Origin of the sequence: Cedecea sp. P7760, from assembly GCF_013386425.1 — a bacterium.
In the GTDB taxonomy this organism is placed as follows: domain Bacteria; phylum Pseudomonadota; class Gammaproteobacteria; order Enterobacterales; family Enterobacteriaceae; genus Cedecea; species Cedecea selenatireducens.
Genome location: NZ_JACARU010000023.1, coordinates 21,958 through 45,898 on the forward strand (window position 1 = coordinate 21,958; position 23,941 = coordinate 45,898).

General features: G+C 54.2%; 17 protein-coding genes. 5 read left to right on the top strand and 12 right to left on the bottom strand.

Annotated elements, in window-relative coordinates; genetic code table 11:
- Positions 1-60 precede the first annotated feature (60 nt).
- Together HX778_RS09335 and queC are read left to right on the top strand one after the other, a co-directional pair.
- Positions 61-1,764 (top strand): SgrR family transcriptional regulator, encoded by a 1,704-nt coding sequence (locus HX778_RS09335; RefSeq protein ID WP_038475044.1) that lies wholly within the window; start codon positions 61-63, stop codon positions 1,762-1,764.
- 75 nt (positions 1,765-1,839) lie between these two features.
- Positions 1,840-2,535, top strand: coding sequence for a 7-cyano-7-deazaguanine synthase QueC (queC, locus tag HX778_RS09340; protein WP_038475047.1), 696 nt, complete (start codon positions 1,840-1,842; stop codon positions 2,533-2,535).
- Between the two features lie 34 nt (positions 2,536-2,569).
- Here the strand turns inward: queC and HX778_RS09345 are convergent, their stop codons facing one another.
- The 9 genes from HX778_RS09345 to bolA form a co-directional block, all read right to left on the bottom strand.
- The gene (locus HX778_RS09345) at positions 2,570-2,971 is read right to left on the bottom strand and encodes a YbgC/FadM family acyl-CoA thioesterase (protein WP_176981833.1); all 402 of its coding nucleotides are present in this window, start codon (positions 2,969-2,971) and stop codon (positions 2,570-2,572) included.
- Between the two features lie 131 nt (positions 2,972-3,102).
- On the bottom strand, positions 3,103-3,465 hold the full coding sequence (locus HX778_RS09350; protein WP_176981834.1) for a helix-hairpin-helix domain-containing protein: 363 nt from the start codon (positions 3,463-3,465) through the stop codon (positions 3,103-3,105).
- A 139-nt stretch (positions 3,466-3,604) separates the two neighbouring features.
- Positions 3,605-5,479, bottom strand: a complete 1,875-nt coding sequence (ppiD, locus tag HX778_RS09355; RefSeq protein ID WP_176981835.1) for a peptidylprolyl isomerase — start codon at positions 5,477-5,479, stop codon at positions 3,605-3,607.
- A gap of 235 nt (positions 5,480-5,714) precedes the next feature.
- Positions 5,715-5,987: a nucleoid-associated protein HU-beta gene (gene hupB, locus HX778_RS09360; RefSeq protein WP_008454620.1), complete on the bottom strand. Its 273-nt coding sequence runs from the start codon at positions 5,985-5,987 to the stop codon at positions 5,715-5,717.
- 209 nt (positions 5,988-6,196) lie between these two features.
- Complete coding sequence (gene lon, locus HX778_RS09365) at positions 6,197-8,551, bottom strand: endopeptidase La (protein ID WP_052048985.1); 2,355 nt, start codon at positions 8,549-8,551, stop codon at positions 6,197-6,199.
- Positions 8,552-8,727: 176 nt separating this feature from the next.
- A complete protein-coding gene (gene clpX, locus HX778_RS09370) occupies positions 8,728-10,002 on the bottom strand; it encodes an ATP-dependent protease ATP-binding subunit ClpX (protein ID WP_038475058.1) in 1,275 nt (424 codons plus the stop codon).
- A 132-nt stretch (positions 10,003-10,134) separates the two neighbouring features.
- Positions 10,135-10,758, bottom strand: coding sequence for an ATP-dependent Clp endopeptidase proteolytic subunit ClpP (gene clpP / locus HX778_RS09375; protein WP_038475060.1), 624 nt, complete (start codon positions 10,756-10,758; stop codon positions 10,135-10,137).
- Between the two features lie 295 nt (positions 10,759-11,053).
- Entirely contained in the window at positions 11,054-12,352 is a 1,299-nt protein-coding gene (gene tig / locus HX778_RS09380; protein WP_038475062.1) for a trigger factor, read from the bottom strand.
- A 350-nt stretch (positions 12,353-12,702) separates the two neighbouring features.
- Entirely contained in the window at positions 12,703-13,020 is a 318-nt protein-coding gene (gene bolA / locus HX778_RS09385; protein WP_038475066.1) for a transcriptional regulator BolA, read from the bottom strand.
- Between the two features lie 305 nt (positions 13,021-13,325).
- On the opposite strand from bolA, the gene HX778_RS09390 reads away from it, so the two are divergent.
- Both HX778_RS09390 and ampG read left to right on the top strand, forming a co-directional pair.
- Positions 13,326-13,904 carry a lipoprotein gene (locus tag HX778_RS09390; protein WP_038475068.1) on the top strand — a complete coding sequence of 193 codons (579 nt, stop codon included), beginning with the start codon at positions 13,326-13,328 and terminating at the stop codon, positions 13,902-13,904.
- Between the two features lie 57 nt (positions 13,905-13,961).
- Positions 13,962-15,437: a muropeptide MFS transporter AmpG gene (ampG, locus tag HX778_RS09395; protein ID WP_176981836.1), complete on the top strand. Its 1,476-nt coding sequence runs from the start codon at positions 13,962-13,964 to the stop codon at positions 15,435-15,437.
- Positions 15,438-15,514: 77 nt separating this feature from the next.
- Here ampG and HX778_RS09400 read toward each other — a convergent pair whose 3' ends face one another.
- Positions 15,515-18,292 (bottom strand): flavocytochrome c, encoded by a 2,778-nt coding sequence (locus tag HX778_RS09400; RefSeq protein ID WP_176981837.1) that lies wholly within the window; start codon positions 18,290-18,292, stop codon positions 15,515-15,517.
- 645 nt (positions 18,293-18,937) lie between these two features.
- Here HX778_RS09400 and HX778_RS09405 point away from each other — a divergent pair.
- Entirely contained in the window at positions 18,938-20,449 is a 1,512-nt protein-coding gene (locus tag HX778_RS09405; RefSeq protein ID WP_176981838.1) for an anion permease, read from the top strand.
- A gap of 47 nt (positions 20,450-20,496) precedes the next feature.
- On the opposite strand, the gene HX778_RS09410 is transcribed toward HX778_RS09405, so the two are convergent.
- On the bottom strand, positions 20,497-21,816 hold the full coding sequence (locus HX778_RS09410) for a J domain-containing protein (protein WP_176981839.1): 1,320 nt from the start codon (positions 21,814-21,816) through the stop codon (positions 20,497-20,499).
- Between the two features lie 2 nt (positions 21,817-21,818).
- Positions 21,819-23,519, bottom strand: coding sequence for a molecular chaperone HscC (locus HX778_RS09415; RefSeq protein WP_176981840.1), 1,701 nt, complete (start codon positions 23,517-23,519; stop codon positions 21,819-21,821).
- Between the last annotated feature and the right edge of the window lie 422 nt (positions 23,520-23,941).

A 23,941-nucleotide genomic window follows, 5' to 3' on the forward strand; every position in this document is an offset into this window, starting at 1 on the left:
ATCCCCTGGAATATACGGAACTAATAGTGAATACTTGGGGAAAAATGTTCCGGGTTTATTATGCGACTTCTGAATCGACTCAATCAATTTCAGCGTTTATGGCAGCCTTCCGGCGGGGAACCTCAGCAGGTGACCGTCGCCGAGCTGGCAGAGCGCTGCTTTTGTAGCGATCGCCACGTCAGAACGCTGCTTAATCAGTTGGAAGACGCGGGATGGCTTCGCTGGCGGGCGCAGTCCGGACGCGGCAAACGCGGTGACCTGACGTTTCTGGTTTCGCCGGAAAGCGTCCGTTCCGGCATGATGGAGCAGGTTTTGGGTAAGGGCCAGCATCAAAATGCGCTGGAACTGGCTCAGCTTGCGCCGGAACAGCTGCGCCAGCTCCTGCAGCCGTTTCTTGGCGGCCAGTGGCAAAATGATGTACCTACGCTACGCATACCTTACTACCGCCCTCTGGATCCCGTTGGCCCTGGCTTTTTACCGGGGCGCGCCGAGCAGCATCTGGCCGGGCAGATCTTTTCAGGCCTGACTCGCTTTAGCCGGGAAAGCCCGCAGCCGCAGCCCGATCTCGCTCACCACTGGCAAATCTCAAACAAGGGCCTGTGCTGGGACTTTTTTATTCGCTCAACGCTTCACTGGCACAACGGCGAACCCGTCGAAACTCACCAGCTCCAGCAGCGCCTGATGATGTTGCTGGAGCTGCCCGCTCTGCGGCGGCTGTTTATCAGCGTCAAACGCATCGAGATCCCGCACGCACAGTGCCTGCGCTTTATTTTGCATCGGCCTGACTATTGGCTTGCACACCGCCTGGCGAGCTACTGTAGCCGCCTGGCCCATCCAATGGATACACAGTCAGGCTGCGGCCCGTTCCGCATCGCCAGCTTTAAGCCAAATCTGGTGCGGCTGGAAAGTTTTGAAAGCTATCACCTGAAACACCCGCTGTTGAAAGCCGTTGAATACTGGATAACGCCGCAGCTTTTCGAAACCACGCTAGGCACCAGCTGCCTGCATCCGGTGCAAATCGCCATCGGCCAGCAGGATGAGCTGGAGAACCTGCGCCCGGTAAGCAGCAGCATCAGCCTGGGGTTTTGCTACCTCGGGATCAGGCCTCAGGGTCGGCTCAGCCCGGAGCAGGCAAGAACAATTATGCAGATTGTCCGGGAGCCTGAGATGATCGGCTCGCTGCCGCTCAAAAGCGAGCTTATTACCCCGAACACCGAGATGATCCCCGGCTGGCAGATCCCCGGCTGGGATCGGCATCAGGCCGTCAGATTGCCGAAAAAGCTCACGCTGGTTTACCATTTACCGGTTGAGCTTCACGCCATGGCGCTTCAGCTTAAGCACTACCTGGCCGAGCGTGGCTGCGAACTGACGGTTATTTTCCACGACGCCAAAACCTGGGCCGGCTGCCAGCATCTTGCCGAAGCGGATATCGTGATGGGGGATCGGCTTATCGGTGAAGCGCCGGAATACACGCTTGAGCAATGGCTGCGCAGCGATGTGTTATGGCCTAATTTGTTAAGCGCGGGGCAATATGCGCACCTGCAGGCCACGCTGGATGCGGTGCAGGCTTATGTCTCGCCCGATGAACGCCACGAAGGCCTTAAAGAGGTATTTCACGGCCTGATGCGGGATGCGGTGGTCACGCCACTGTTTAATTATCGCTACCAGATAAGCGCCCCACCCGGCGTCAACGGCATTGAGCTGAACGCCTGGGGCTGGTTTGATTTTTGCGAGGCCTGGCTCCCGCCGCCGGGTATGGCGTGAAGAAGCTGGTTCATGTGGCAACCGGGCGTTACCATAACGCCTTTCCGGATACTTCAGTAAACGACAGGATAGAGAATGAAACGTACAGTCGTGGTTTTCAGCGGCGGGCAGGACTCCACCACCTGCCTGATTCAGGCCTTACAGCAATATGATGAAGTGCACTGCGTGACGTTTGATTATGGTCAGCGCCACCGCGCAGAGATTGACGTAGCCCAAAAGCTGTCGCTGAAGCTTGGTGCCCGCGCGCATAAAGTCCTGGACGTTACCCTGCTTAACGAACTGGCGGTCAGCAGCCTGACGCGGGACAGCATTCCTGTGCCGGGCTACAACCCTGAAGATAGCGGTCTCCCAAGCACTTTTGTACCGGGGCGCAATATTTTGTTCCTGACGCTGGCGGCGATCTACGCCTACCAGGTTGAAGCTGAATCCGTGATAACCGGCGTTTGCGAAACAGATTTCTCCGGCTACCCGGACTGCCGCGATGAGTTTGTCAAAGCGCTGAACCACGCGGTGAGCCTCGGAATGGCAAGAGATATTCGTTTTGAAACGCCGTTGATGTGGCTGGATAAAGCAGAAACCTGGGCGCTGGCCGATTACTGGCAGCACCTGGAAACTATCCGCCACGAGACGCTCACCTGCTACAACGGCATTCAGGGTGATGGCTGCGGGGAATGTGCCGCCTGCAACCTGCGTGCTAACGGCCTGAACCACTATCTGGCCAACAAATCCGCAGTGATGGCTACCATGCAGCAAAAAACTGGCCTGAAATAAGTCATAACGGCGTGGTGACGACCACGCCCTCTCCTCAAGCGTTCATCATCTGTTCCAGCTTCTCGCGCAGTTCGCCTTCCAGCGGAACGGCCTTTTGCGTTTTTAAATCAATGCAGACGAAGGTCAACAGCGCATCGGCCACGGTTTCCCCTTCTGGCTCCAGCGTCACAACCTGGCTAAGCACGCCGCTTTTGCCGTTAATCTGCTGAAGTTTGCTGTCAATGCGCAGCAGGTCGCCAAGCACCGCCGGGCGGCGATAGCTGATATTAATGTTCACCACGATGAAAGCGATGTTGTGTTCCGTCATCCACTGGAAGCCCGTCGTCTTTTCCAGCCCTTCCCAGCGGGCCTCCTCGAGAAACTCGAGATAACGGGCATTGTTAACATGTTGGTAGACGTCCATGTGGTATCCACGAACTTTGATATGTGTTTGCATAGCGCGAAACCCTTGTACTGTTTTTGTTGTCATCAGGTGAAGGTAAGCGAGGCCATACCCCAGAAACTGGTATGACCTCTCATTCAGCGTAGCAAACTTTTCTCTTCAGGTAGAAGCCTGAGCACGGAAACTCAAAGTTTTATGCGAGCCAGGTTACGTTCTACCAGCGATGCGCCGATTCCCGGCACCTCCTGCAGCTGGTCGAGCGTTTTAAAAGGACCAAACTCATCGCGATAGCTCACGATGGCCTGCGCCTTTTTCAGCCCTACGCCGTTCATCTTCTGGGCAAGTTCCTCTGCCGGGGCATTGTTAATGCTGACCAGCGCCTCCCCTTGCTCACCCCCTTTTGCAGGTACTGCCTTAGGCTGCGACGAAGAAACAGTAGTTTTAGCCGAGGCCGGAGCCGTTTTTTCTGCGGCGGCATGCGCCGGTGCGCAACCGAGTAAACCGGCCAGTACGAGGGAAAGTGAAAACGCTTTGATACCTGATGTCATGCTGTGTCCTCCATGTATGTTGACAGCGAGGCCACCATACCGGGGTGCAAAAGCAGGAACAAACGCCGGTTTTTAAATATGGAAAAGGCCGCGAAAGCGGCCTTCTGGGATTACACTGCGTTGCAAAAATTTGCGAGGATTACTGCTGCTGGTCGATGATATCGCCCAGTTTGATCTTCGCTTCTTTACGCAGGTTGGACATCAGCGCTTCGAAAGCAATCTGGGCATTGTTCTGGGTAATCCCCTGCACCATCGCTTTTTTCTGCTCGTCCGGCATAGAGCCTGCTTTCACTTCATCCAGCGACAGCAGCACGACGTTGCCCTGCATGTCATTGGCAACGCCAAAGCTCGGCTTGTCTTTTGCCGGCAGAGGCAGCCCAAATGCAGCCTGGCTGATAGGATCCTGCCCGGTGCGGCTCAGGGTTTTCGCTTCACCAAAGTTCAGGCCCGCCGCTTTCATTTCGTCAGCGCCTTTGCCCATTTTCAACGCGTTCAGCAGCTTGTCGGCATCCTGCTTCGCCTGCTGCTCCGCTTTCTGTTGCTTCACGGCGGCGATAACCTGGTCACGGACTTCTGCCAGCGGTTTAACCGCTTCGGCTTTATGCTCGGAGACACGCAGCACGAAAGCACGGTCGCCATCGACGGTAATGATGTCGGAGTTGCTGCCAGGGGAACCATTTTCACCAACCAGACCGCCGCTGAAGATAGCGTCGGCAACCGGTTTGAAGTTCAGTTCTTCAGGCAGGCTGTCGTGGCCGAACCAGCCGGTTTGCACCGCTTTAACGCCGGCAACTTTCTCGGCGCTTGCCAGAGATTCGTTGTCGTTGCTCGCGGCATCGCTGACTTTCTGCTGCAGAGCATAGTAAGCGTCAACGGCTTTTTCCTGCTTCACTTTAGCCACGATGCCGTCGCGGACTTCCGCCAGCGGTTTTTCAACGGCAGGCTGGATATCGTCCAGACGAACGATCAGGAAGCCAACGGAGGATTTAACGACGCCGGACAGCTGGCCTTTTTCTTTCAGGCCGGCATTTTTCAGCTCGTCAGGCGTGGTGGAGGCTTCCAGCCAGCCCATGTCGCCGCCGTTACGGGCAGAGATGATATCAGCAGACTTCGCCTTAGCCAGCGCGGCAAAATCACCGCCTTTGCTCAGCTCGTCAAGAATCGCTTTCGCTTCAGCTTCGGTTTTGGTCTGAATCACGCTGTAGCGGTTGCGCTGCGGCTGGGTGAACTCGTCTTTGTGCTGATCGTAGTAAGCTTGAACGTCCGCATCGCTTGCCTCTTCCTGCATGGAAGCCGCGTCCAGCTTGATGTAGCTGACTTTAAACTGCTCAGGCGTGATGTAGCGGTTTTTGTTCTGCTCGTAGTTGGCGTTGATTTCCTGCTCGGACGCTTCCTGCTTCGCGGCCAGCGCTTTCACGTTAATCGTCGCTTCACGCACAACGCGCTGCTGGGAAACTAGCGCCGCCAGCTCGTCGGTTTCGCCGGTGAGCATAAAGTCGGTGCCGACAACGGCCTTAATCAGCTGGTCGGTAGTGAGCTGGTTGCGCAGAGCCTGAGCATACTGGTCAGCCGTCAGCCCCATATTGCCGATAATCGCGTTGTAGCGAGCGTTATCAAATTTGCCGTTAGTCTGGAAGGCAGGCTGGCTGAAGATAGCCATTTTTATCTGTTCGTCGCTGATGCCGAGGCCGAGATGTTTGGCGTACTGATCGAGCAGCGCCTCATCAATCAGCTGGTTGAGCACCTGCTGACGCATCTGCTTCATGTAGCCTTCGTTACCCGCGAGAACGGAGAACTGATCGCCCAGCTGTTGCTGCTGGCGATTACGTTCGTTAGCAACCGCGTTCTCAAACTGGCCACGCGCAATCTCCTGGCCATTTACTTTTGCGGCATAATTATTGTTACCGCCAGTCAGGTAGCTACCTACGCCAGTCAGAACGAATGACAAGATAATCAAACCCAGAATGATCTTGAGCACGACGTGGTTAGCCGCCGCTCGTAAATTGTCCATCATGGTGTAACAACACTCCGCTGTAGTATGACTTGGTAAACCTGCGCAGGTGCTAAGCTGGCATCCTTAGAAACTCAAGCTGCCCCGTGCTGCGCGCAAGGACGTATTGTGACAAGAAACCCGCTGCAAATCATCAACACCTGCGTAAAATTAAGCTCAGGCAATAAAAAAGGCACATCAAACGATGCGCCCCTGCGATACCTGACACCCTATACCCCAGCCAGCCGGGGCTAATAAATCAGTTAACAGCGTCTTTCAGCGCTTTACCAGCACGGAAGCCTGGTACTTTTGCTGCGGCGATGGTGATTTCTTTACCGGTTTGAGGGTTACGGCCAGTACGGGCAGCACGCTCTTTAACAGCAAAGGTACCAAAACCTACCAGTGCTACGTCTTCCCCGGACTGCAGAGATTCAGTAACAGAAGCAATAACAGCATCTAACGCACGTCCAGCCGCGGCTTTAGAAATATCAGCACCTGCGGCAATTTTGTCTATCAGTTGAGATTTATTCACTCTTCTCTTCCTCTCTTTATAATTTATATCGCACCTGATGTCCCTCAAGTGCGACCGCGCAGCAGTTATAACAGGCTCGTCATGCCCTTACAACAGGAGTTGTGGACGATAAACTCAGCCAGCAACTAAATTAGCGACACAAAAAAAAGCTGGCAAGTGACAATTCACCTACCAGCCCTAATTTTATTGGCTGTATTTGCGTCAGGTCACTATTTTGCAGTGACTACCTGCATGCCGTGAGGCTCATTCTGCAGCGCGAGGGCCAAAACTTCCTCAATACGCTTCACAGGATGAATAGTCAGGTCGGCAATCACATTGTCCGGAATCTCTTCCAGATCGCGCTTGTTGTCATCCGGGATCAGCACGGTTTTGATGCCGCCACGGTGAGCTGCCAGCAGCTTCTCTTTCAGGCCGCCGATTGGCAGGACCAGACCACGAAGCGTGATTTCCCCCGTCATCGCCACATCGGCACGCACCGGGTTACCGGTCAGACAAGAGACCAGCGCGGTACACATGGCGATACCGGCGCTTGGGCCATCTTTCGGCGTTGCCCCTTCCGGGACGTGCACGTGGATATCACGTTTTTCGTAGAAGTCGCCGTTAATGCCCAGCTTCTCCGCACGAGCGCGTACCACGGTCAGCGCAGCCTGGATAGACTCCTGCATCACCTCACCGAGGGAGCCGGTGTAGGTCAGCTTGCCTTTACCCGGCACACACGCGGTTTCGATGGTCAGCAGGTCGCCGCCCACTTCCGTCCACGCCAGCCCGGTCACCTGCCCTACGCGGTTTTCGCTGTCGGCACGACCGTAATCAAAGCGCTGTACCCCCAGGAAGTCCTTCAGGTTGTCGCCGTTGATTTCGATGTGCTTGAGCGTTTTATCCAGCAGCAGCTGCTTCACCGCTTTACGGCACAGCTTGGAGATTTCACGCTCCAGGCTACGCACCCCGGCTTCGCGAGTGTAGTAGCGAATGATGCCCACAATGGCGCTGTCATCAACTTTAATCTCGCTTTTTTTCAGGGCATTACGCTCAACTTGCTTCGGCAACAGGTGCTGTTTGGCAATGTTCAGCTTTTCATCTTCGGTATAACCGGACAGGCGAATGACTTCCATACGGTCAAGCAGCGGAGCCGGAATGTTCATGGAGTTAGACGTCGCCACAAACATTACGTCGCTGAGATCGTAATCCACTTCCAGATAGTGGTCGTTAAACGCCACGTTCTGTTCTGGATCAAGGACTTCCAGCAGAGCGGAAGCCGGGTCGCCGCGCATATCGGAAGACATTTTGTCGATTTCATCCAGCAGGAACAGCGGGTTTTTCACCCCGACTTTTGCCATCTTCTGGATAAGTTTACCCGGCATGGAGCCGATGTAAGTCCGACGATGACCGCGGATTTCCGCTTCGTCACGCACGCCACCCAAAGCCATACGCACGTATTTACGGCCTGTGGCTTTTGCGATGGACTGGCCCAGAGAGGTTTTACCTACCCCTGGCGGCCCAACCAGGCACAGAATTGGCCCTTTCAGCTTGTTAACACGGCTCTGGACTGCGAGATATTCCAGGATGCGATCTTTCACACGTTCGAGGCCGTAATGGTCGGTATCGAGGATTTCCTGAGCCTGACGCAGATCTTTTTTGACCTTGCTACGGGCATTCCACGGCACCTGAACCATCCAGTCGATATAGCCGCGCACCACGGTCGCTTCCGCAGACATCGGCGACATCATTTTCAGCTTTTGCAGCTCGGCTTCGGTTTTCTCGCGCGCTTCTTTCGGCATTTTCGCCGCGTCAATTTTGCGCTTCAGCGCTTCATTTTCGTCAGGCGCGTCGTCCATTTCGCCAAGTTCTTTCTGAATTGCTTTCATTTGCTCATTCAGATAGTACTCACGCTGGCTTTTTTCCATCTGCTTTTTGACGCGGTTGCGAATGCGTTTCTCAACCTGCAGCAGATCGATTTCCGATTCCATCATCGCCATCAGATATTCAAGACGCTCGTTGATATCGGACATCTCAAGCACGGACTGCTTGTCCGACAGCTTCAGCGGCATATGGGCGGCAATGGTATCGGCCAGACGTGCAGGATCGTCGATGCTGTTCAGCGACGTCAGCACTTCTGGCGGAATTTTTTTGTTCAGCTTGATGTAGCCTTCGAACTGATTGATTGCGGTGCGAACCAGCACTTCCTGCTCGCGCTCTTCAATCGCCGGCGATTCCAGGTACTCAGCCTGGGCTGAGAAATGCTCGCCGTTGTCAGAAAGCGTGGTGATGCGTGCGCGCTGAAGGCCTTCAACCAGCACTTTTACCGTGCCGTCCGGCAGTTTCAGCATCTGCAAAATAGAAGCCACGGTTCCAACTGTGAACAGGTCGTTAACACCTGGCTCATCCGTCGAAGCTTCTTTCTGCGCCACCAGCATGATTTTCTTATCATGGTCCATTGCAGCTTCCAGGCAGCGAATGGATTTTTCGCGCCCGACAAACAGTGGAATAACCATGTGCGGATAAACCACCACATCGCGCAGCGGCAATACGGGGATTTCAATGCGTTCAGAACGCTCAGGATTCATAGAGCTCTCTCTTAGTTTAATGTCCGCCAGGTGATTTGGTGAACGCTTCCGCTCCACCAACAAGTAAATCAGTATATGGGGCTGTTTCCCGGACATTCAACTGCGGGAATGCAGGAAAAATAAATGGGGGATAAAATCCCCCATTTTTGTATTAACTGACTGGTTATTCTGGCGAATTATTCACCGGATGCTTGCTGCGCTTCCGGCTTACCGTAAATTAATAGCGGTTTGGACTGGCCAGCGATGACGGACTCGTCAATCACCACTTTTTCCACGTCATCCATGGAAGGCAGATCGTACATGGTATCCAGCAGCGCGCCTTCAACGATGGAACGCAGGCCACGAGCACCGGTTTTACGCGCCATCGCTTTCCTGGCAATCGCATCCAGCGCTTCATCACGGAACTCCAGCTCCACGCCTTCCAGATTGAACAATGCCTGATACTGTTTGGTCAGGGCATTTTTCGGCTCTTTCAGGATTTGGATCAGCGCGTCTTCACTCAGTTCGCTGAGCGTAGCCACTACCGGCAGACGACCGATGAACTCAGGGATCAGACCAAATTTGATCAGATCTTCCGGTTCTACCTGGCCGAGCAGCTGGCCTTCGCTGGCTTTCTCAGACTTAGCTTTTACCGTTGCACCAAAGCCAATACCAGAACCCGTTTCCACGCGGTTAGCGATAACTTTATCCAGGCCAGCAAACGCGCCGCCGCAGATAAAGAGGATCTTGGAGGTATCAACCTGCAGGAATTCCTGCTGCGGATGCTTACGGCCACCCTGAGGTGGAACGGCAGCCACGGTGCCTTCAATCAGTTTCAGCAGCGCCTGCTGCACGCCTTCACCGGAAACGTCACGGGTGATCGACGGGTTGTCAGATTTGCGGGAGATTTTGTCAATCTCATCGATGTACACAATGCCGCGCTGGGCTTTCTGTACGTCGTAGTCGCATTTCTGCAGCAGTTTCTGAATGATATTTTCAACGTCTTCGCCCACGTAACCTGCTTCGGTCAGCGTGGTCGCATCCGCCATGGTGAACGGAACGTCCAGCAGGCGAGCCAGGGTTTCTGCCAGCAGCGTTTTACCGCTACCGGTTGGCCCGATCAGCAGGATGTTGCTTTTACCCAGCTCGACGCCGTTAGACGTGTCGCTGTTGCGCAGACGTTTGTAGTGGTTGTAAACCGCAACCGCCAGCACTTTTTTAGCCTGCTCTTGCCCGATAACATAATCGTCAAGGTGGTTACGGATTTCGTGCGGCGTTGGCAGCGCACTGCGTTCACGGTGCGGGGCCACTTCTTTAATCTCTTCGCGAATGATGTCGTTACATAAATCGACACACTCATCGCAGATATACACTGACGGCCCGGCAATCAGCTTACGCACTTCATGCTGGCTTTTGCCGCAAAAAGAGCAGTACAGCAGTTTGCCTGAACCGTCTTTGCGCTTATCTGTCATCAGTAAAACCTCTTCTCTGTTTCTGTGTGCTACCACCGGCAGCACAAGTGCCATTCTACGGCGCAGCCGATAGTGAAGCGTTAAGTCAGGCCGCTACATTTACTATAGTATAACGGCCCAAAGCTTCGGGCATTAGTTACGGTGAGTCAGGATCGAATCAACTAAACCATACTCTACCGCTTCGCTTGCGGAGAGGAAACGATCGCGCTCTGTGTCTTTCTCGATTTGTTCAAGCGTTTTGCCCGTATGCTCTGCCATCAGCTCGTTCATACGTGCTTTCACTTTCAGGATCTCTTTAGCGTGGATTTCAATATCCGTCGCCTGCCCCTGATAACCCCCCAGCGGCTGGTGAATCATGACGCGGGAGTTAGGCAGGCAGAAACGCTTACCTTTCGCCCCTGCGGTCAGCAGGAAGGCGCCCATCGAGCAAGCCTGCCCCATACAAATGGTGCTGACGTCCGGCTTGATAAATTTCATGGTGTCGTAAATCGACATCCCGGCCGTAATTACGCCACCTGGAGAGTTAATGTAGAGATAGATATCTTTCTCCGGGTTTTCTGCTTCCAGAAACAGCATCTGCGCCACAATCAGGTTAGCCATATGATCTTCTACCTGGCCGGTCAGGAAGATGACGCGTTCCTTAAGCAGACGGGAATAGATATCGTATGAACGTTCGCCGCGGGATGTTTGCTCAACAACCATCGGCACCAGGGCCATATGGGGTGCTAATTGATCTCGTTCGCCACTGTATGACATGTCCGTCTCCTGGAGTAATTAAGCCTACTGTACTGATTCTACTTGAGACGCAGGATATTGACTATGTTCCTTGCGCCGATTCTGGACGGAGTCAGTCAGGGATTATTAATGGAACCACACCCGAATAATGGGGATGATTTGCCCTGTTTCAAGCATAACAACCTTTTCTTGATACGCTAACCCTGAAAAGGGGATTTATTGATGGCTTATCGTGTGATTTAGCAATAAAAAAAGCCCGCCACCGGAAGGTGACGGGCCTGATGCAGCTGTTTTTGGCCTGTAAGCCAAAAAGCACTTACGCCTGCTGGTTCATCAGCTCGCTGAAAGTGGTCGCTTTTTCAGACACTTTCGCTTTAGCCAGAACGGCTTCAACAGCCTGCTCTTCCAGAGCAACGTTGCGCATGTTGTCCATCAGCTCTTTGTTTTTACCATAGAACTCGATGACTTCAGTCGGATCTTCGTAGGCAGAAGCCATTTCTTCGATCAGACCTTTAACACGCTCTTCGTCAGCTTTCAGCTCGTGGGTACGAATCACTTCGCCCAGCAGCAGACCAACAACAACGCGGCGTTTAGCCTGCTCTTCGAACAGCTCACGTGGCAGTTCCAGAGCTTGCTTCTCGTTACCGCCGAAGCGCTGTGCAGCCTGGCGACGCAGAACGTCGATTTCGCCGTCGATCAGCGCAGCCGGCACGTCGATGTCGTTCGCGTTAACCAGACCGTCGATTGCCTGAGACTTGATGCGGTTACGCACTGCGCCTTTCAGTTCACGATCCATGTTTTTGCGGACTTCGGTACGCAGACCTGCAACGGAGCCATCTTCAACGCCGAAACGTTTGATGAACTCTTCGGTGAATTCCGGCAGTTCACGCGCTTCAACTTTCTTCAGCACGATGTCGAACTTCGCCGCTTTCCCTTTCAGGTTTTCAGCGTGGTATTCTTCAGGGAAGGTCACTTCGATAGTGAACTCTTCGCCCGCTTTGTGGCCAACGATACCGTCTTCAAAGCCCGGAATCATGCGGCCCTGGCCCATTGCCAGTACGAAGTCAGAGGCTTTGCCGCCTTCGAACACTTCGCCGTCAACGGAACCGGTGAAATCGATGGTGACGCGATCTTCTGCAGTCGCTGCAGCGTCGCTGTCTTTCCAGGTCGCCTGCTGCTTACGCAGGGTGTCCAGCATCGCGTCAACGTCTTCGTCGGTCACATCAACAACCGGTTTTTCAACTTCGATAGCGTCCAGACCCTGCAGCTCAACTTCTGGGTACACTTCAAACTCTACCGCGTAGGTGAAGTCTTCGCCCAGTTTGTATTCGCCCGGCACGTAGTTAGGTGCGCCAGCTGGATTGATCTTCTCTTTGATGATCGCATCAATAAAGTTGCGGCTCATCAGCTCGCCCAGCACGTCCTGACGAACGGAAGCACCGTAGCGCTGCTCAACGACGGTCATCGGCACTTTGCCTTTACGGAAGCCGTCAATACGAACTTTTTTTGCCACGTTGACCAGCTCGCTTTTTACAGCGGTTTCGATGCTGTCTGCAGCGATAGTAATCGTGAGACGGCGGCCAAGGCCCTGAGTGGTTTCAACTGAAACTTGCATCTTGTTACCTCAAAAAATCACAGTGCTCGGTCAACTCCGGAAGCCCGGTGGCTTCACAGAACCAGGATGTTCTCTGAAACAGAAACACATTCCTTGTCGTCAGAATCATCCCGAAGACATTCCGAAAAATAAGACGCAGCATTATAGCGGCATCGCTGGGGTGAGTCGAGAACGGCAATAGCGCACGGCTGCGGCCTTTTTCACACTTCTCTGTCATTTATTCTTTCTTTGCCCGCCTCCCTGGAAGAGCCAGACAAAACAAAACGGCCCGCAGGCCGTTTTTGAAAACGCAGTATACATACCGCAACATAACGGAAAAGTTCCCTTAGTTGCAAACGCTTAGCGGTAAATCAGGCGATACTGCCCGCGCCACGGCAGTTCGGTGAAGCGAACACCGTATCCTGCAACCCTTCCCACTCTTTAATGGTGTAGGTATGCAGCGCCAGCGCGTGCACCGGGCCGGCCAGTTCTTCGCTCAATGTGCCATAAATCATGCGATGGCGGTTTAAAAAACGTTCGCCGGTAAAACGATCGCTGACCAGCACAACCTTGAAATGGCTTTCTGAGCCCGCCGGGACATTGTGACGATAGCTTTCATCCACGACTTCCAGGTACGCGGGGGTAAAGCCTGCTTTTAACTTCTCTTCTATCTGCTCGCGTATCAGCATGAACTTTCTCCTCGACAACGTAGAGATGCCACTCATCCCTTTAAATATTAGCCGCTTTTAGCCAGCTTTTACGCTAAACACAACAAAAATTTAGCTTTCGGCGGCCGTTCTTTACCCAGTTGCCTGAAGTCTCATGCAGTTAAGGCACTAAACCGGCATAAAACTGTCAGAAGGTTTTGCTGCGGCCCAGAAAAAAGGCAACGCGATGAAATTCCGTGCGTCAGGCACTTCCCCTGGACAGCCGCAGTGTTATGATGGCGTGATTTTTTATCAGCCTGCCCTTTGAGTACATTGAGAAAGCGAACATGTTAAAAAAATTACTTTTCCCGCTGGTTGCCATGTTTATGCTGGCCAGCTGTGCAACACCGCCAACCACCATTGAAGTTGCGCCAAAAATCACTCTGCCACAGCAGGATCCAAGCCTGATGGGCGTTACGCTCAGCATCAACGGTGCCGATCAGCGTACCGACCAGGCGCTGGCGAAAGTGACCCGTGATAACCAGCTGGTCACGCTGACGCCATCACGCGATCTGCGCTTCCTGCTGCAGGAAGTGCTGGAGAAGCAGATGACCGCGCGCGGTTATATGATTGGGCCGAACAGCCCGGTTGACCTGCAGATCATCGTTAACCAGCTGTACGCCGACGTTTCCCAGGGCAACGTGCGCTACAACATCGCCACCAAAGCGGATATCTCCATCATTGCTACCGCGAAGAACGGCAACAAGATGACCAAGAACTACCGCTCCAACTACAACGTTGAAGGCGCGTTCCAGGCCACCAACAAGAATATCGCTAACGCGGTTAACTCCGTACTGACCGATACCATTGCGGATATGGCTCAGGACACCAGCGTTCACGACTTCATCAAACAGAACGCTCGTTAATTTTTACCCCGTTGGCCTGCTCGCGCGGGCCAACAACAGAGTTTGCACAATTCCCCTATGTCCAATCATTATCTGCGCATCTTTCAGCAGCCGAAATCAGCCATTTTGCTGATTCTGGGCTTTGCATCCGGCCTCCCCCTGGCCCTGACTTCCGGCACGCTACAGGCCTGGATGACCGTCGAAAATATCGACCTGAAAACCATCGGTTTCTTTTCGCTCGTGGGCCAGGCCTACGTCTTTAAGTTTCTTTGGTCGCCGGTGATGGACCGCTACACGCCGCCGCTGCTCGGCCGTCGCCGTGGCTGGCTGTTAATTACGCAAATTCTGTTGTTGGTGGCTATTGCCGCCATGGGATTCCTTGAACCGTCCTCCCAGCTGCGCTGGATGGCGGCTCTGGCGGTAATCATCGCCTTCTGTTCTGCCTCTCAGGATATCGTTTTTGATGCCTGGAAGACCGACGTTCTGTCTGCCGAAGAGCGCGGCACCGGCGCCGCCATCAGCGTGCTGGGCTACCGCCTGGCGATGCTGGTTTCCGGCGGCCTTGCGCTGTGGATTGCGGACCGCTATTTAGGCTGGCAGGCAACCTACTGGCTGATGGCAGCCCTGCTGGTCCCTTGCATTATCGCGACCTTTTTAGCGCCTGAGCCCACGGACGCAATCCCGGTGCCTAAAAGCCTGGAACGCGCCGTCGTTGAGCCGCTGCGCGACTTCTTTGGCCGCAACAACGCCTGGCTGATTTTGCTGCTGATCGTGCTTTATAAGCTGGGCGATGCCTTTGCCATGAGCCTGACCACCACGTTTCTGATCCGCGGCGTCGGCTTTGATGCCGGTGAAGTGGGCATGGTGAATAAAACCCTTGGGCTGTGTGCCACCATTATCGGGGCGCTGCTCGGCGGGATGCTGATGCAAAAGCTGACGCTGTTCCGCGCGCTGCTAATTTTTGGCATTTTGCAGGGCGTGTCTAACGCCGGCTACTGGCTGCTGTCGGTGACGGACAAAGACATGCTCACCATGGCGAGCGCGGTGTTCTTTGAAAATCTGTGCGGCGGCATGGGCACCGCGGCGTTTGTGGCGCTGCTGATGACCCTGTGCAATAAATCCTTCTCTGCAACCCAGTTTGCGCTGCTTTCTGCGCTGTCCGCCGTGGGGCGCGTCTATGTCGGCCCGATTGCCGGCTGGTTTGTTGAGGCGCACGGTTGGCCAACCTTCTACCTGTTTTCGGTCGTTGCGGCGGTGCCGGGGATCCTTTTACTGCTGGTGTGTAAAAGCACGCTGGAATTCACCCAGCAAACCGAAACCTTTATGTCTCGAAGTGAATTTGCTCCGGCCTATCGCCTGGCGCTGCGTATTCTGAGCTTTGGCTGCCTGCTGCTGGCGGCATGGCTGCTGGTGATTATCTGTAATGCGCTGGGGCTTACCGAGTGGACGTTTGGTTTGCAGCTTCTGGAATGGGGCGCGCTGTTTGCCATCGGCGGCATTTTGTTTGGCGGCGTGCTGGACTTCCTGGCCCTGCGCAAAACGGCGCTTATCTAAAAGAATAAAAAACCGGGCAGATTACCGCCCGGTCCGAGAAAGCCGGAGAGGAGATCCTTCCCGGCTTTTTTATGGCCTTAAGCCAGCGCGTGTGCCGCCGCATTTTGCCCGGCGAGCGTGCCGAAGATGATGATATCGGCCACCGCGTTACCGCCGATGCGGTTAGCGCCGTGAATACCCCCCACCACTTCACCCGCAGCCCAGATGCCCTGAATAACCTGTTGCTGCCCGGTCACCACTTCTGCGCTGGTGTTGATGGTCACCCCGCCCATCGTGTGGTGAACCCCTGGCGCAATGCGGATTGCATAGTAAGGCCCGGTATTCAGAGGGAAACGCATGCCGGTAGTACGCCCGAAGTCTTCGTCTTTTTTCTGCGCCACGAAGCCGTTATAACAATCCAGCGTTTGCTGCAGTGCGTGACCGTCCATGTTCAGCTTCAGGGCCAGCTCTTCCGGCGTTGGGGCACTGAGGACAAAGCCACGGGCAATGTACTCGTCGGCCGCTTTGTTGTTCTGGCGCACCTGCTCGTCGAACACAATCCAGGCGCTCTTTTCCGGCAGGGCGATGATTTCGGCGGACACCTTGTCGCGGGTTTCCAGCTCATTGTAGAAACGCTGCCCTTCCTGGCTCACCAGGATAGCCCCGCCCCCGCGGATGGACTCGGAAATCAGGTAAGAGGTAGTTTGTTCCACGGTTGGGTGAATCTGGATCTGATCCATATCCACCGTGCCCGCCCCGATTTTTTCCAGCAGAGCGATGCCGCTGCCGGTCGCCCCTTTATGGTTGGTGGTCACAAAGCCTTTCAGCTCAGGGCGATAATGCACCACCATTTTACGGTTGGCGCTAAATCCGCCGGTGGCGACAACTACGCTTTTCGCCAGCAGAACATGGTGTTCATTATATTCGTTGGCGATCTTAACCCCGGTTACCACGCCGTTTTCATGCAGGATATCTTCCACGGTGGTATCCAGCAGAACGTCAATGCTGCGCTGGTTAACGTTGTTCACCAGGCCGCTGATTAAGAAGCCGCCGACCGCCGAACGATCTGCAGGGCGGTGGGTACGATCGATGCTCATCCCGCCGGTGATGGTGATGTCGTTCAGCACAATATCCAGGCTTGCCAGCCAGTCGATGGCGCCGGGCGCGCGCTCGACGAACTCTTTCAGCAGCTCGGTATTGTTTCTGAACTTGCCGCCTTTCAGCGTCTCATCGTAGAACAGCTCTTTGCTGTCTTTGATGCCCTTCATCGCCTGGAAGCGAGTTTCTGCGGCGTTCATGCCCACGGAGGCTTTGATGGTGTTCCCGCCGATGGTTGGCATCTTCTCAATAATCACCACGCGAGCGCCGGCGTCAGAAGCACGAATAGCCGCCGCAAGTCCTGCGCCGCCGCTGCCGATTACCGCCACATCGTAGCTTTGCGGCGCATCCGGGTTGCCGCCTTCTTCAATAACGTGCTCTTTGCTGGAGGTGGTCATCGCGCGGGATACCGCTTTCTTCAAGGCCTCACTTTGCGCCGTAGCCCCGGTCACCGCATCAACATACGGGCTGTTGGCCACCAGCATGCGAGAACGCAGGATCTCAAAGCTTGGGGTGAAATCGACATCCACTGAATCGTCCTGCACCAGCGTAATGTCGGTGATACGGTCGGTGTCGAGGGTGACGCTAATTTTAAGCTTGAGCGCTTCGGCCTCCACTTTTTCCTGGAAGACCCCGGCCTTGTATTTACGGCCAGAAGTACTGGCGTCGCGGATCATGGCGTCGACCAGCGAGAAGCGCCACAGCGGCTCAGGGATCAGCAGCTCTTCACGCCTGGTGCTGTCGATGAACAGATCGAGCGTTTCATTTTTCAGGATGCGATCGGCCCAGTCCGGATAAGCGATGCAGGCCTTGCCGACGGCAATCAGGTCATAGCCTAAGCCCAGCGCCTCTTCGGCGTCGCTGCGATTAACCACGCCGCCTACGCCGATAACGGGTACTTTCGCCAGCGTTTCTGAGCGCATCGCCTGGTATTTGTCGATCAGCATCGTTGGGTCTTTGGTATCAACTATTGAGGCGCGCTTGAAGTAGCCCACGGAGAAGTGCAGGTAATCCACACCTCTTTCAGCCAGCTTTTCCAGCAGGTACATGGTGTCATCAAAGCGAATGCCCGGCACCTCAATCTCTTCCGGCGAGAAGCGGTAGCCGATAATAAAGGAAGCATCTGCGAAGCGGCTCGCCATTTTATGGGTGATCTCGAGCACTTCCAGCGGGAAGCGGGCGCGGTTTTCACGGCTGCCGCCCCACTTATCGTCACGCTGGTTCGAGTTTGGCGAGTAGAACTGCTGGATCAGGTAGGTGTTCGCGCCGTGGATCTCCACGCCGTCAAACCCGGCTTTAATGGCACGGTTCACGGCGTCACCAAATTTGGTGATCATCACGTCAACTTCTTCCGCGGTTAACGCTTCAGGCGTTGTGGCTCCCTCACGCGGCGCGGCGATAGCGCTCGGCGCAACGGGCTTCCTGCCGCCAATCAGCTCAGGCTCAACCATCCTGCCGCCGTGGTAAATCTGCAGAATCGCTTTCGATCCCTGGGATTTAATCGCGCTGGCAATGCGCGCAAGGCCGGGGATTTTGTTATCGCTGTCGATGGCCAGAGCACCGGGGAAAGCGGGACCTTTAGGGTCGATAAAGCAGCATTCGACGATAACGGTGCCGATGGTGCCGGCACGTTCACGATAATATTCAACCAGGTCACTCGGCACGCTGCCGTCGTAAAAACCGGTACAGGTGGTCATTGGCGCCATGATCAGGCGGTTTTTCAGCACCGCGCCGTTGGGCAAGGTTAGCGGCTTCAGGATCGGGGTTTTGGAGTTCATTCTTTATCATTCCAGCAGGTGAGGTCGACATTGTCCGGCACTCGGTGAATAGCCCCGGCAGGCAACACAATTATCAGGGAGTAACGTAATTTGAATTAGTGAACAGAAACGGCTATTTCGCGGAATATATTTTTCGAATGTTAGTCAACGCCTTAAAAAAAGCAAATACAAATAATAACCATAAATAATAAAAGGTTTTATATGAAGCCACTTTGGCTGAATACGGCCTGGCCGTAAGCGAAGCGGTAGATTGACATCAGCTTACGATTTGATCTTTAACCGTGTAAAGACTATGGATATAAACAGAGCAATTTTTTTAGTTAAATAAAAACGTTGGTTTTTTGCTTAACAAAAACCAAAATCAAATACCTGACAAGGTTTAGCAATGCGTAGAATAAGGGATAATCACCTGTTGTTTCAGTATGATGACGAAATCAAGAAACAGCAGGTGATCACACATTAAATATGAGGTTAAAGGGAGGCTGGAATCTGGTGCGATGAGCGGTTAGATTTGCACCGATTAAAAAAACTATCATGAATGCATCAAATTCTGCCTATAAAAGATTAGGTAGAAATAAAAGTCAGGAAACAGGTTTCGCAGGGAATATTAATCGAATTCATCATGATAACTTTAAGGCACAGGCTATGACTAACACCTCAACAATAAGCGAGACGGCGAAATCCCCGCCCCCAAACGCGGGGAATAAAAAGCGCTTTATATTGCTATTTTTACCGATCCTGATCAGCATAATTATATTACTGCTTCCGGTTCCCGCAGGGTTAGAGCCGTATGCGTGGCACTTCTTCGCCGTCTTCGTTGGCGTGATTGTCGGCTTGATCTTCGAGCCGCTCCCGGGGGCGGTGATCGGGCTAACGGGCGTCGTGGTGATTGCGCTGTTTAGCCAGTGGCTGCTGTTCAGCCCGGCGGAACTGGCGGATCCTAAGTTCAAACTGGCCAGCCAGTCGTTCCAGTGGGCAGTCAGCGGCTTTAGCAACTCCACCGTTTGGCTGATTTTCGGCGCCTTTATGTTTGCCGCCGGCTACGACAAGACGCAGTTTGGCCGTCGACTGGCGCTGATTCTGGTGAAGTATCTGGGCCGACGCAGCCTGACGCTGGGTTACGCGATTACCTTCGCCGACCTGCTCCTTGCGCCGTTCACGCCGTCTAACACCGCGCGCAGCGGGGGCACCATCTACCCGATTATTGCCAACCTGCCGCCGCTTTATGGCTCTCTGCCGAACGATCCAAGCTCGCGCAGAATTGGCTCTTACCTGATGTGGGTCGCAATCAGCGCCGCCTGTATCACCAGCTCGATGTTCCTCTCCGCGCTGGCGCCTAACCTGCTGGCGCTGGCGTTGGTGAAAAGCATCATCGGCTTCGAGATCTCCTGGGGGATGTGGTTCCTGGCCTTCCTGCCGCTGGGCGTGCTGCTGATCCTGACGATGCCGCTGCTGGCCTACTGGTTCTATCCGCCTGAAGTGAAGGTCAATGACGAAGTGCCGAAATGGGCTGCCGCTGAGCTGGAAAAACTGGGCAAACTGTCTCGCAACGAAATCCTGCTGCTGCTGTTCGTGTGTAGCGCCCTGCTAATGTGGATTTTCGCTGCCGCGTGGATTGAACCAGCGATGGCTGCCCTGCTGGTGATTATCCTGATGCTGTGGACCGGGGTACTGAACTGGAACGACATTATCAGCAATAAACCAGCCTGGAATACCTTCGCCTGGTTTGCCACCCTGGTGGCGCTGGCTGATGGCCTGGCACGCGTGGGCTTTATCGCCTGGCTTGGGAAAGAAGGTGCCGCGCTGCTGCACGGCTTCGATCCGCAGGTGTCGGCGGTGATGCTGCTGGTTGCGTTCTACCTGCTGCACTATCTGTTTGCCAGCACCACGGCGCACACCACCGCCCTGCTGCCAGCGACCCTGACCATTGCCGCGTCTATTCCGGGGATTAATATGCCGGTCTTCTGCCTGATGATGGTCACGTCGCTCGGCGTAATGGGGATCATCACCCCGTACGGCACCGGCCCAAGCCCGATTTACTACGGTAGCGGCTATCTGCCAACCAAAGACTACTGGCGAATGGGCACCATCTTTGGCGCCATTTTCCTGTGTTCACTGATGCTTATCAGCTACCCGTGGATGGTGCTGATGTTCTGATGCACGGCTTTTGACATGAAAGCCCCCGGCGTATACCGGGGGCTTTTTTATTTTATGAAATAGACCATTTCGATAATGATGCCGTAAAGCATCGGCAGCAATATCATGCCCAGGATATTCACCAGTGGAGGAAGCTGGCGGATAAACAAAACGGGGAACATCAGGACCACCACCACAATTCTGATCGGCAAGTTACGCCAGTCCCTGCGCCGCTGCCAAAGCGCCCACCCGACCGGGACAATAAGGAAGATCATGATAACCAGCGCCCGCATCGTTATGGCATCTTTTCCCTGCCATGCGCTCGCCCCACGCCAGGCGCTATAGAAAGCCATCACCAGAAGCAGCCCCGACGCCAGCCAGAAAAAAGCATGAACGCATTTGCCTGCCGCGCCTCCGGATTCAAACCGGCGCTCAAGAAATGGATATCCCCAGAGAAAAGTCGCCACTACGACCAGCATGACGCCGGCCTGAAGCGCCATTTTCGGTGACTCATGGCCCGGCAACCAGGCCGTATATCCCCAGAAAAATACGGCAATGATGGCTCCCCAGCTAAGCGCCAGAGTTGGTTTTTGTAGTACATCAAGAAGCGATGGATTAAGGCGCTCCAGCAATGCAGGGGACTGCTGGCGTAATTCCCCCACCTGACCCGCCAGCTGCGAGAGGAGATCCGGAATCAGCCTGACCCACCATGAAATCTCCGTGCCCTTTTCCGTCAGCAAACGCCATTTCAACTGTCCATAACGGCTGCCGCCGTACTGCCGGGCCAGATATTGCCAATAGTTTTCCTGGTCGGTAATAGCAATCTGCTGCTCAAGAGCATGAACTATCCAGTCCGGCAGTTGAGATGAACGGTAGTTATCAATTTGCCAGTCCATTACCGCAGAAACTTCATTTAACAGGCTGCGGTAAAGCCAGGACTGCTCGCTTAGCGATTCGGCCAGCATCAGGCTAAACGCATGCCTGGCCTCAAGCGCATCGGGGATTTCATTATCAAGATAGCGGTGCAGCTCACCCAAGCCTTCGAGTTCATCCCTGATTAAAAGCGCCGAAATTGCCTGCGCTTTTTCCCAGAGTTCATTTTTGCTCCAGGGTGTTTCTGGCGAAGATGCCTGCTCCTGCATCAGTTGCCGAACATAATCCACCATAGGCGTAGGTTCAGGTTTCTCCGGCAGACTTTCAGCGTCTTCATACAGGACGACCGCCGAACTGGCATAGCGTTTGGCGCTATCAAACGCCTCGCGCAGGGCCTGAAAACCCTGCGGATCTTTGTCCGGCCGCCGCAGCTTTAACTCGCGGGCATAAGCGCGACGAATTTCACGTTCATCCGTTGTGGGCTCAATGCCCAGCACATCCCATATCGTCGCCATGTTTACAGTCCGTCGTTAAGCTGGTCTAACACCCGGCGCAGTTCGTCCCGCGCGGCGGCAATAATTCGCAGGTCCTGGCGCTCCAGCGCTTGTTCAAATTGCGTGGCGTAATGATCGATAATCTGGCGTCTTTCTCCCAGCGTCTGCTCATAGCGTTTTGCCGCCTCGGCAGCCAGCTGGCGGTTTTCGGGCACATCCCGAGGATGCTGTTTAAGGGCATCAAGCTGTTTTAAACGCTTCGCAATTTCCTCGGCGCTGAGCGTGCCCGGCGCTTTTTCAATCACCATTGTCGAGGCGCTTTGCTCGCCGCTAATCTTGCATTCCACTTCCAGAATGCCGTCGAGGGTATAGGTGAAGCGTACGTCCACGCTCACCTCTCCCGCTTTGCGCGCAGGGATCTTAATCGACATGCTGTCCAGCAGCAGGTTGTCGCTGACTTTGCGCGATTCCCCCTGGTAGACCTCAATATCTATCTGCCGCTGGTTGTCGTTCATGGTGCTGAAGGTCTGCATTACGCTTACCGGCACAAAAGCATTGCGCTCGATCAGCGGCGAGAAAAAGCCTTCTTCTACCCTGTCGCCGTTTCGACGCGATACGGCAATGCCCAGTGAATAAGGCATGACGTCGGTAAGCACCACGTCGTCCAGAGCTTTGTCTTCTGCAATCAGTCCGGCCTGAACGCCTGCCCCCAGCGCCACGACTTCGTCGGGGTTCAGTTCATTACGCGGGAAGCGACCAAACATTCGGGTCACCAGCTGGCGTACCAGAGGCATACGCGTTGCGCCGCCGACCAGAATAACGTGATCGAGTTGCGCAACGTCGAATTGCGCATCCTGCAGCGCCTGAACAACCGGTTTTTTCAGGCGGGACAGCAGCGCGCTGCAGCACGCCTGGAAAGTCTCTTCGTTGAGATCCCAGCTAAATTCTTCCCCTGCATAAACCAGCTTCGCGCTGGCTCTGTCCTGACTGCTGAGCTGCTGTTTCAGGGATTCGGCCTGGCGGGTCAGGTTTGCGGCAAGCTCTGGGTTATCCAGCGTCAGCTGGGGATAGCCGCTCAGCATCCACTGGCGCAGGGCTTCGGTAAAATCATCGCCGCCAAGCCAGGCATCACCGCTGCTGGCGCGGACTTCAATCACGCCCTCGAACATATCCACGATGGAAACATCAAATGTACCGCCGCCTAAGTCGAAGACCAGGAATTTTTGCTCGCGGCTGTCGGCTAATCCGTAGGCCAGTGCTGCCGCAGTAGGCTCGTTTAAGAGGCGTTCAACCTCCAGCCCGGCCATTTGCCCTGCGGCTTTAACTGCTTTGCGCTGGGAGTCATTGAAATAAGCCGGAACGGTAATAGCCGCACGCGTGACTTCACAACCAAGCGCAACTTCGGCATCGGCTTTTAATTTTCGCAGCACTAATGCGGAAAGCTCTTCGGCACGAAATGACTGTTTGCCGAGGGTGAAAACTTTCTCGGTGCCCATATAGCGCTTAAAACTGGCAACCGTCAGATGAGGATGGCTAACCAGTCGAGCCTTTGCCGCCTCGCCCACCAGCAGGTGCCCTTCATCATCCAGCCCGACAACGGAAGGCGTTAAGCGCTCACCTTTTTGGCCTAAAGCCAGCGTCGCTGCGCCCTCGCTGAACCAGGAGACTGCGCTATTGGAGGTGCCGAGATCGATGCCAATAATGGGTGATACGTATCCTGTCATTGCCTTATCCCTGTAAAGAGTGATGGATATTCAGCGGCCTCAATCCCGCCGTATTCATCGATGTTTGTCATTAAGATGAAGTAATTAATACCGGGTAGTTACTTTTATTGTCTATTAATTACTCAGGTCTATAAGTGTTACCGTCGAGGACTATTTATCGTAATTAAATACAGTTTTCTTTAATTACTTTGTTCAATAAGCATTAAAAGATTATCCTTAACGATTCAGCCCGGTGCGAAATTAATATTTGTTGGAAATATGTGACAAATGCTGCCGCATTGTTAACCAAATGTATTTCAAACTGATTGGTTATACCAATTTCCCCGGTCTATTTCCGCAAACATAGGTTTTCGTTATAACCTTCAGGGCCCGCGTGCCAACGCTAGATTTTACAGTTTGTTGCATTCTGTGTGACATCGGCG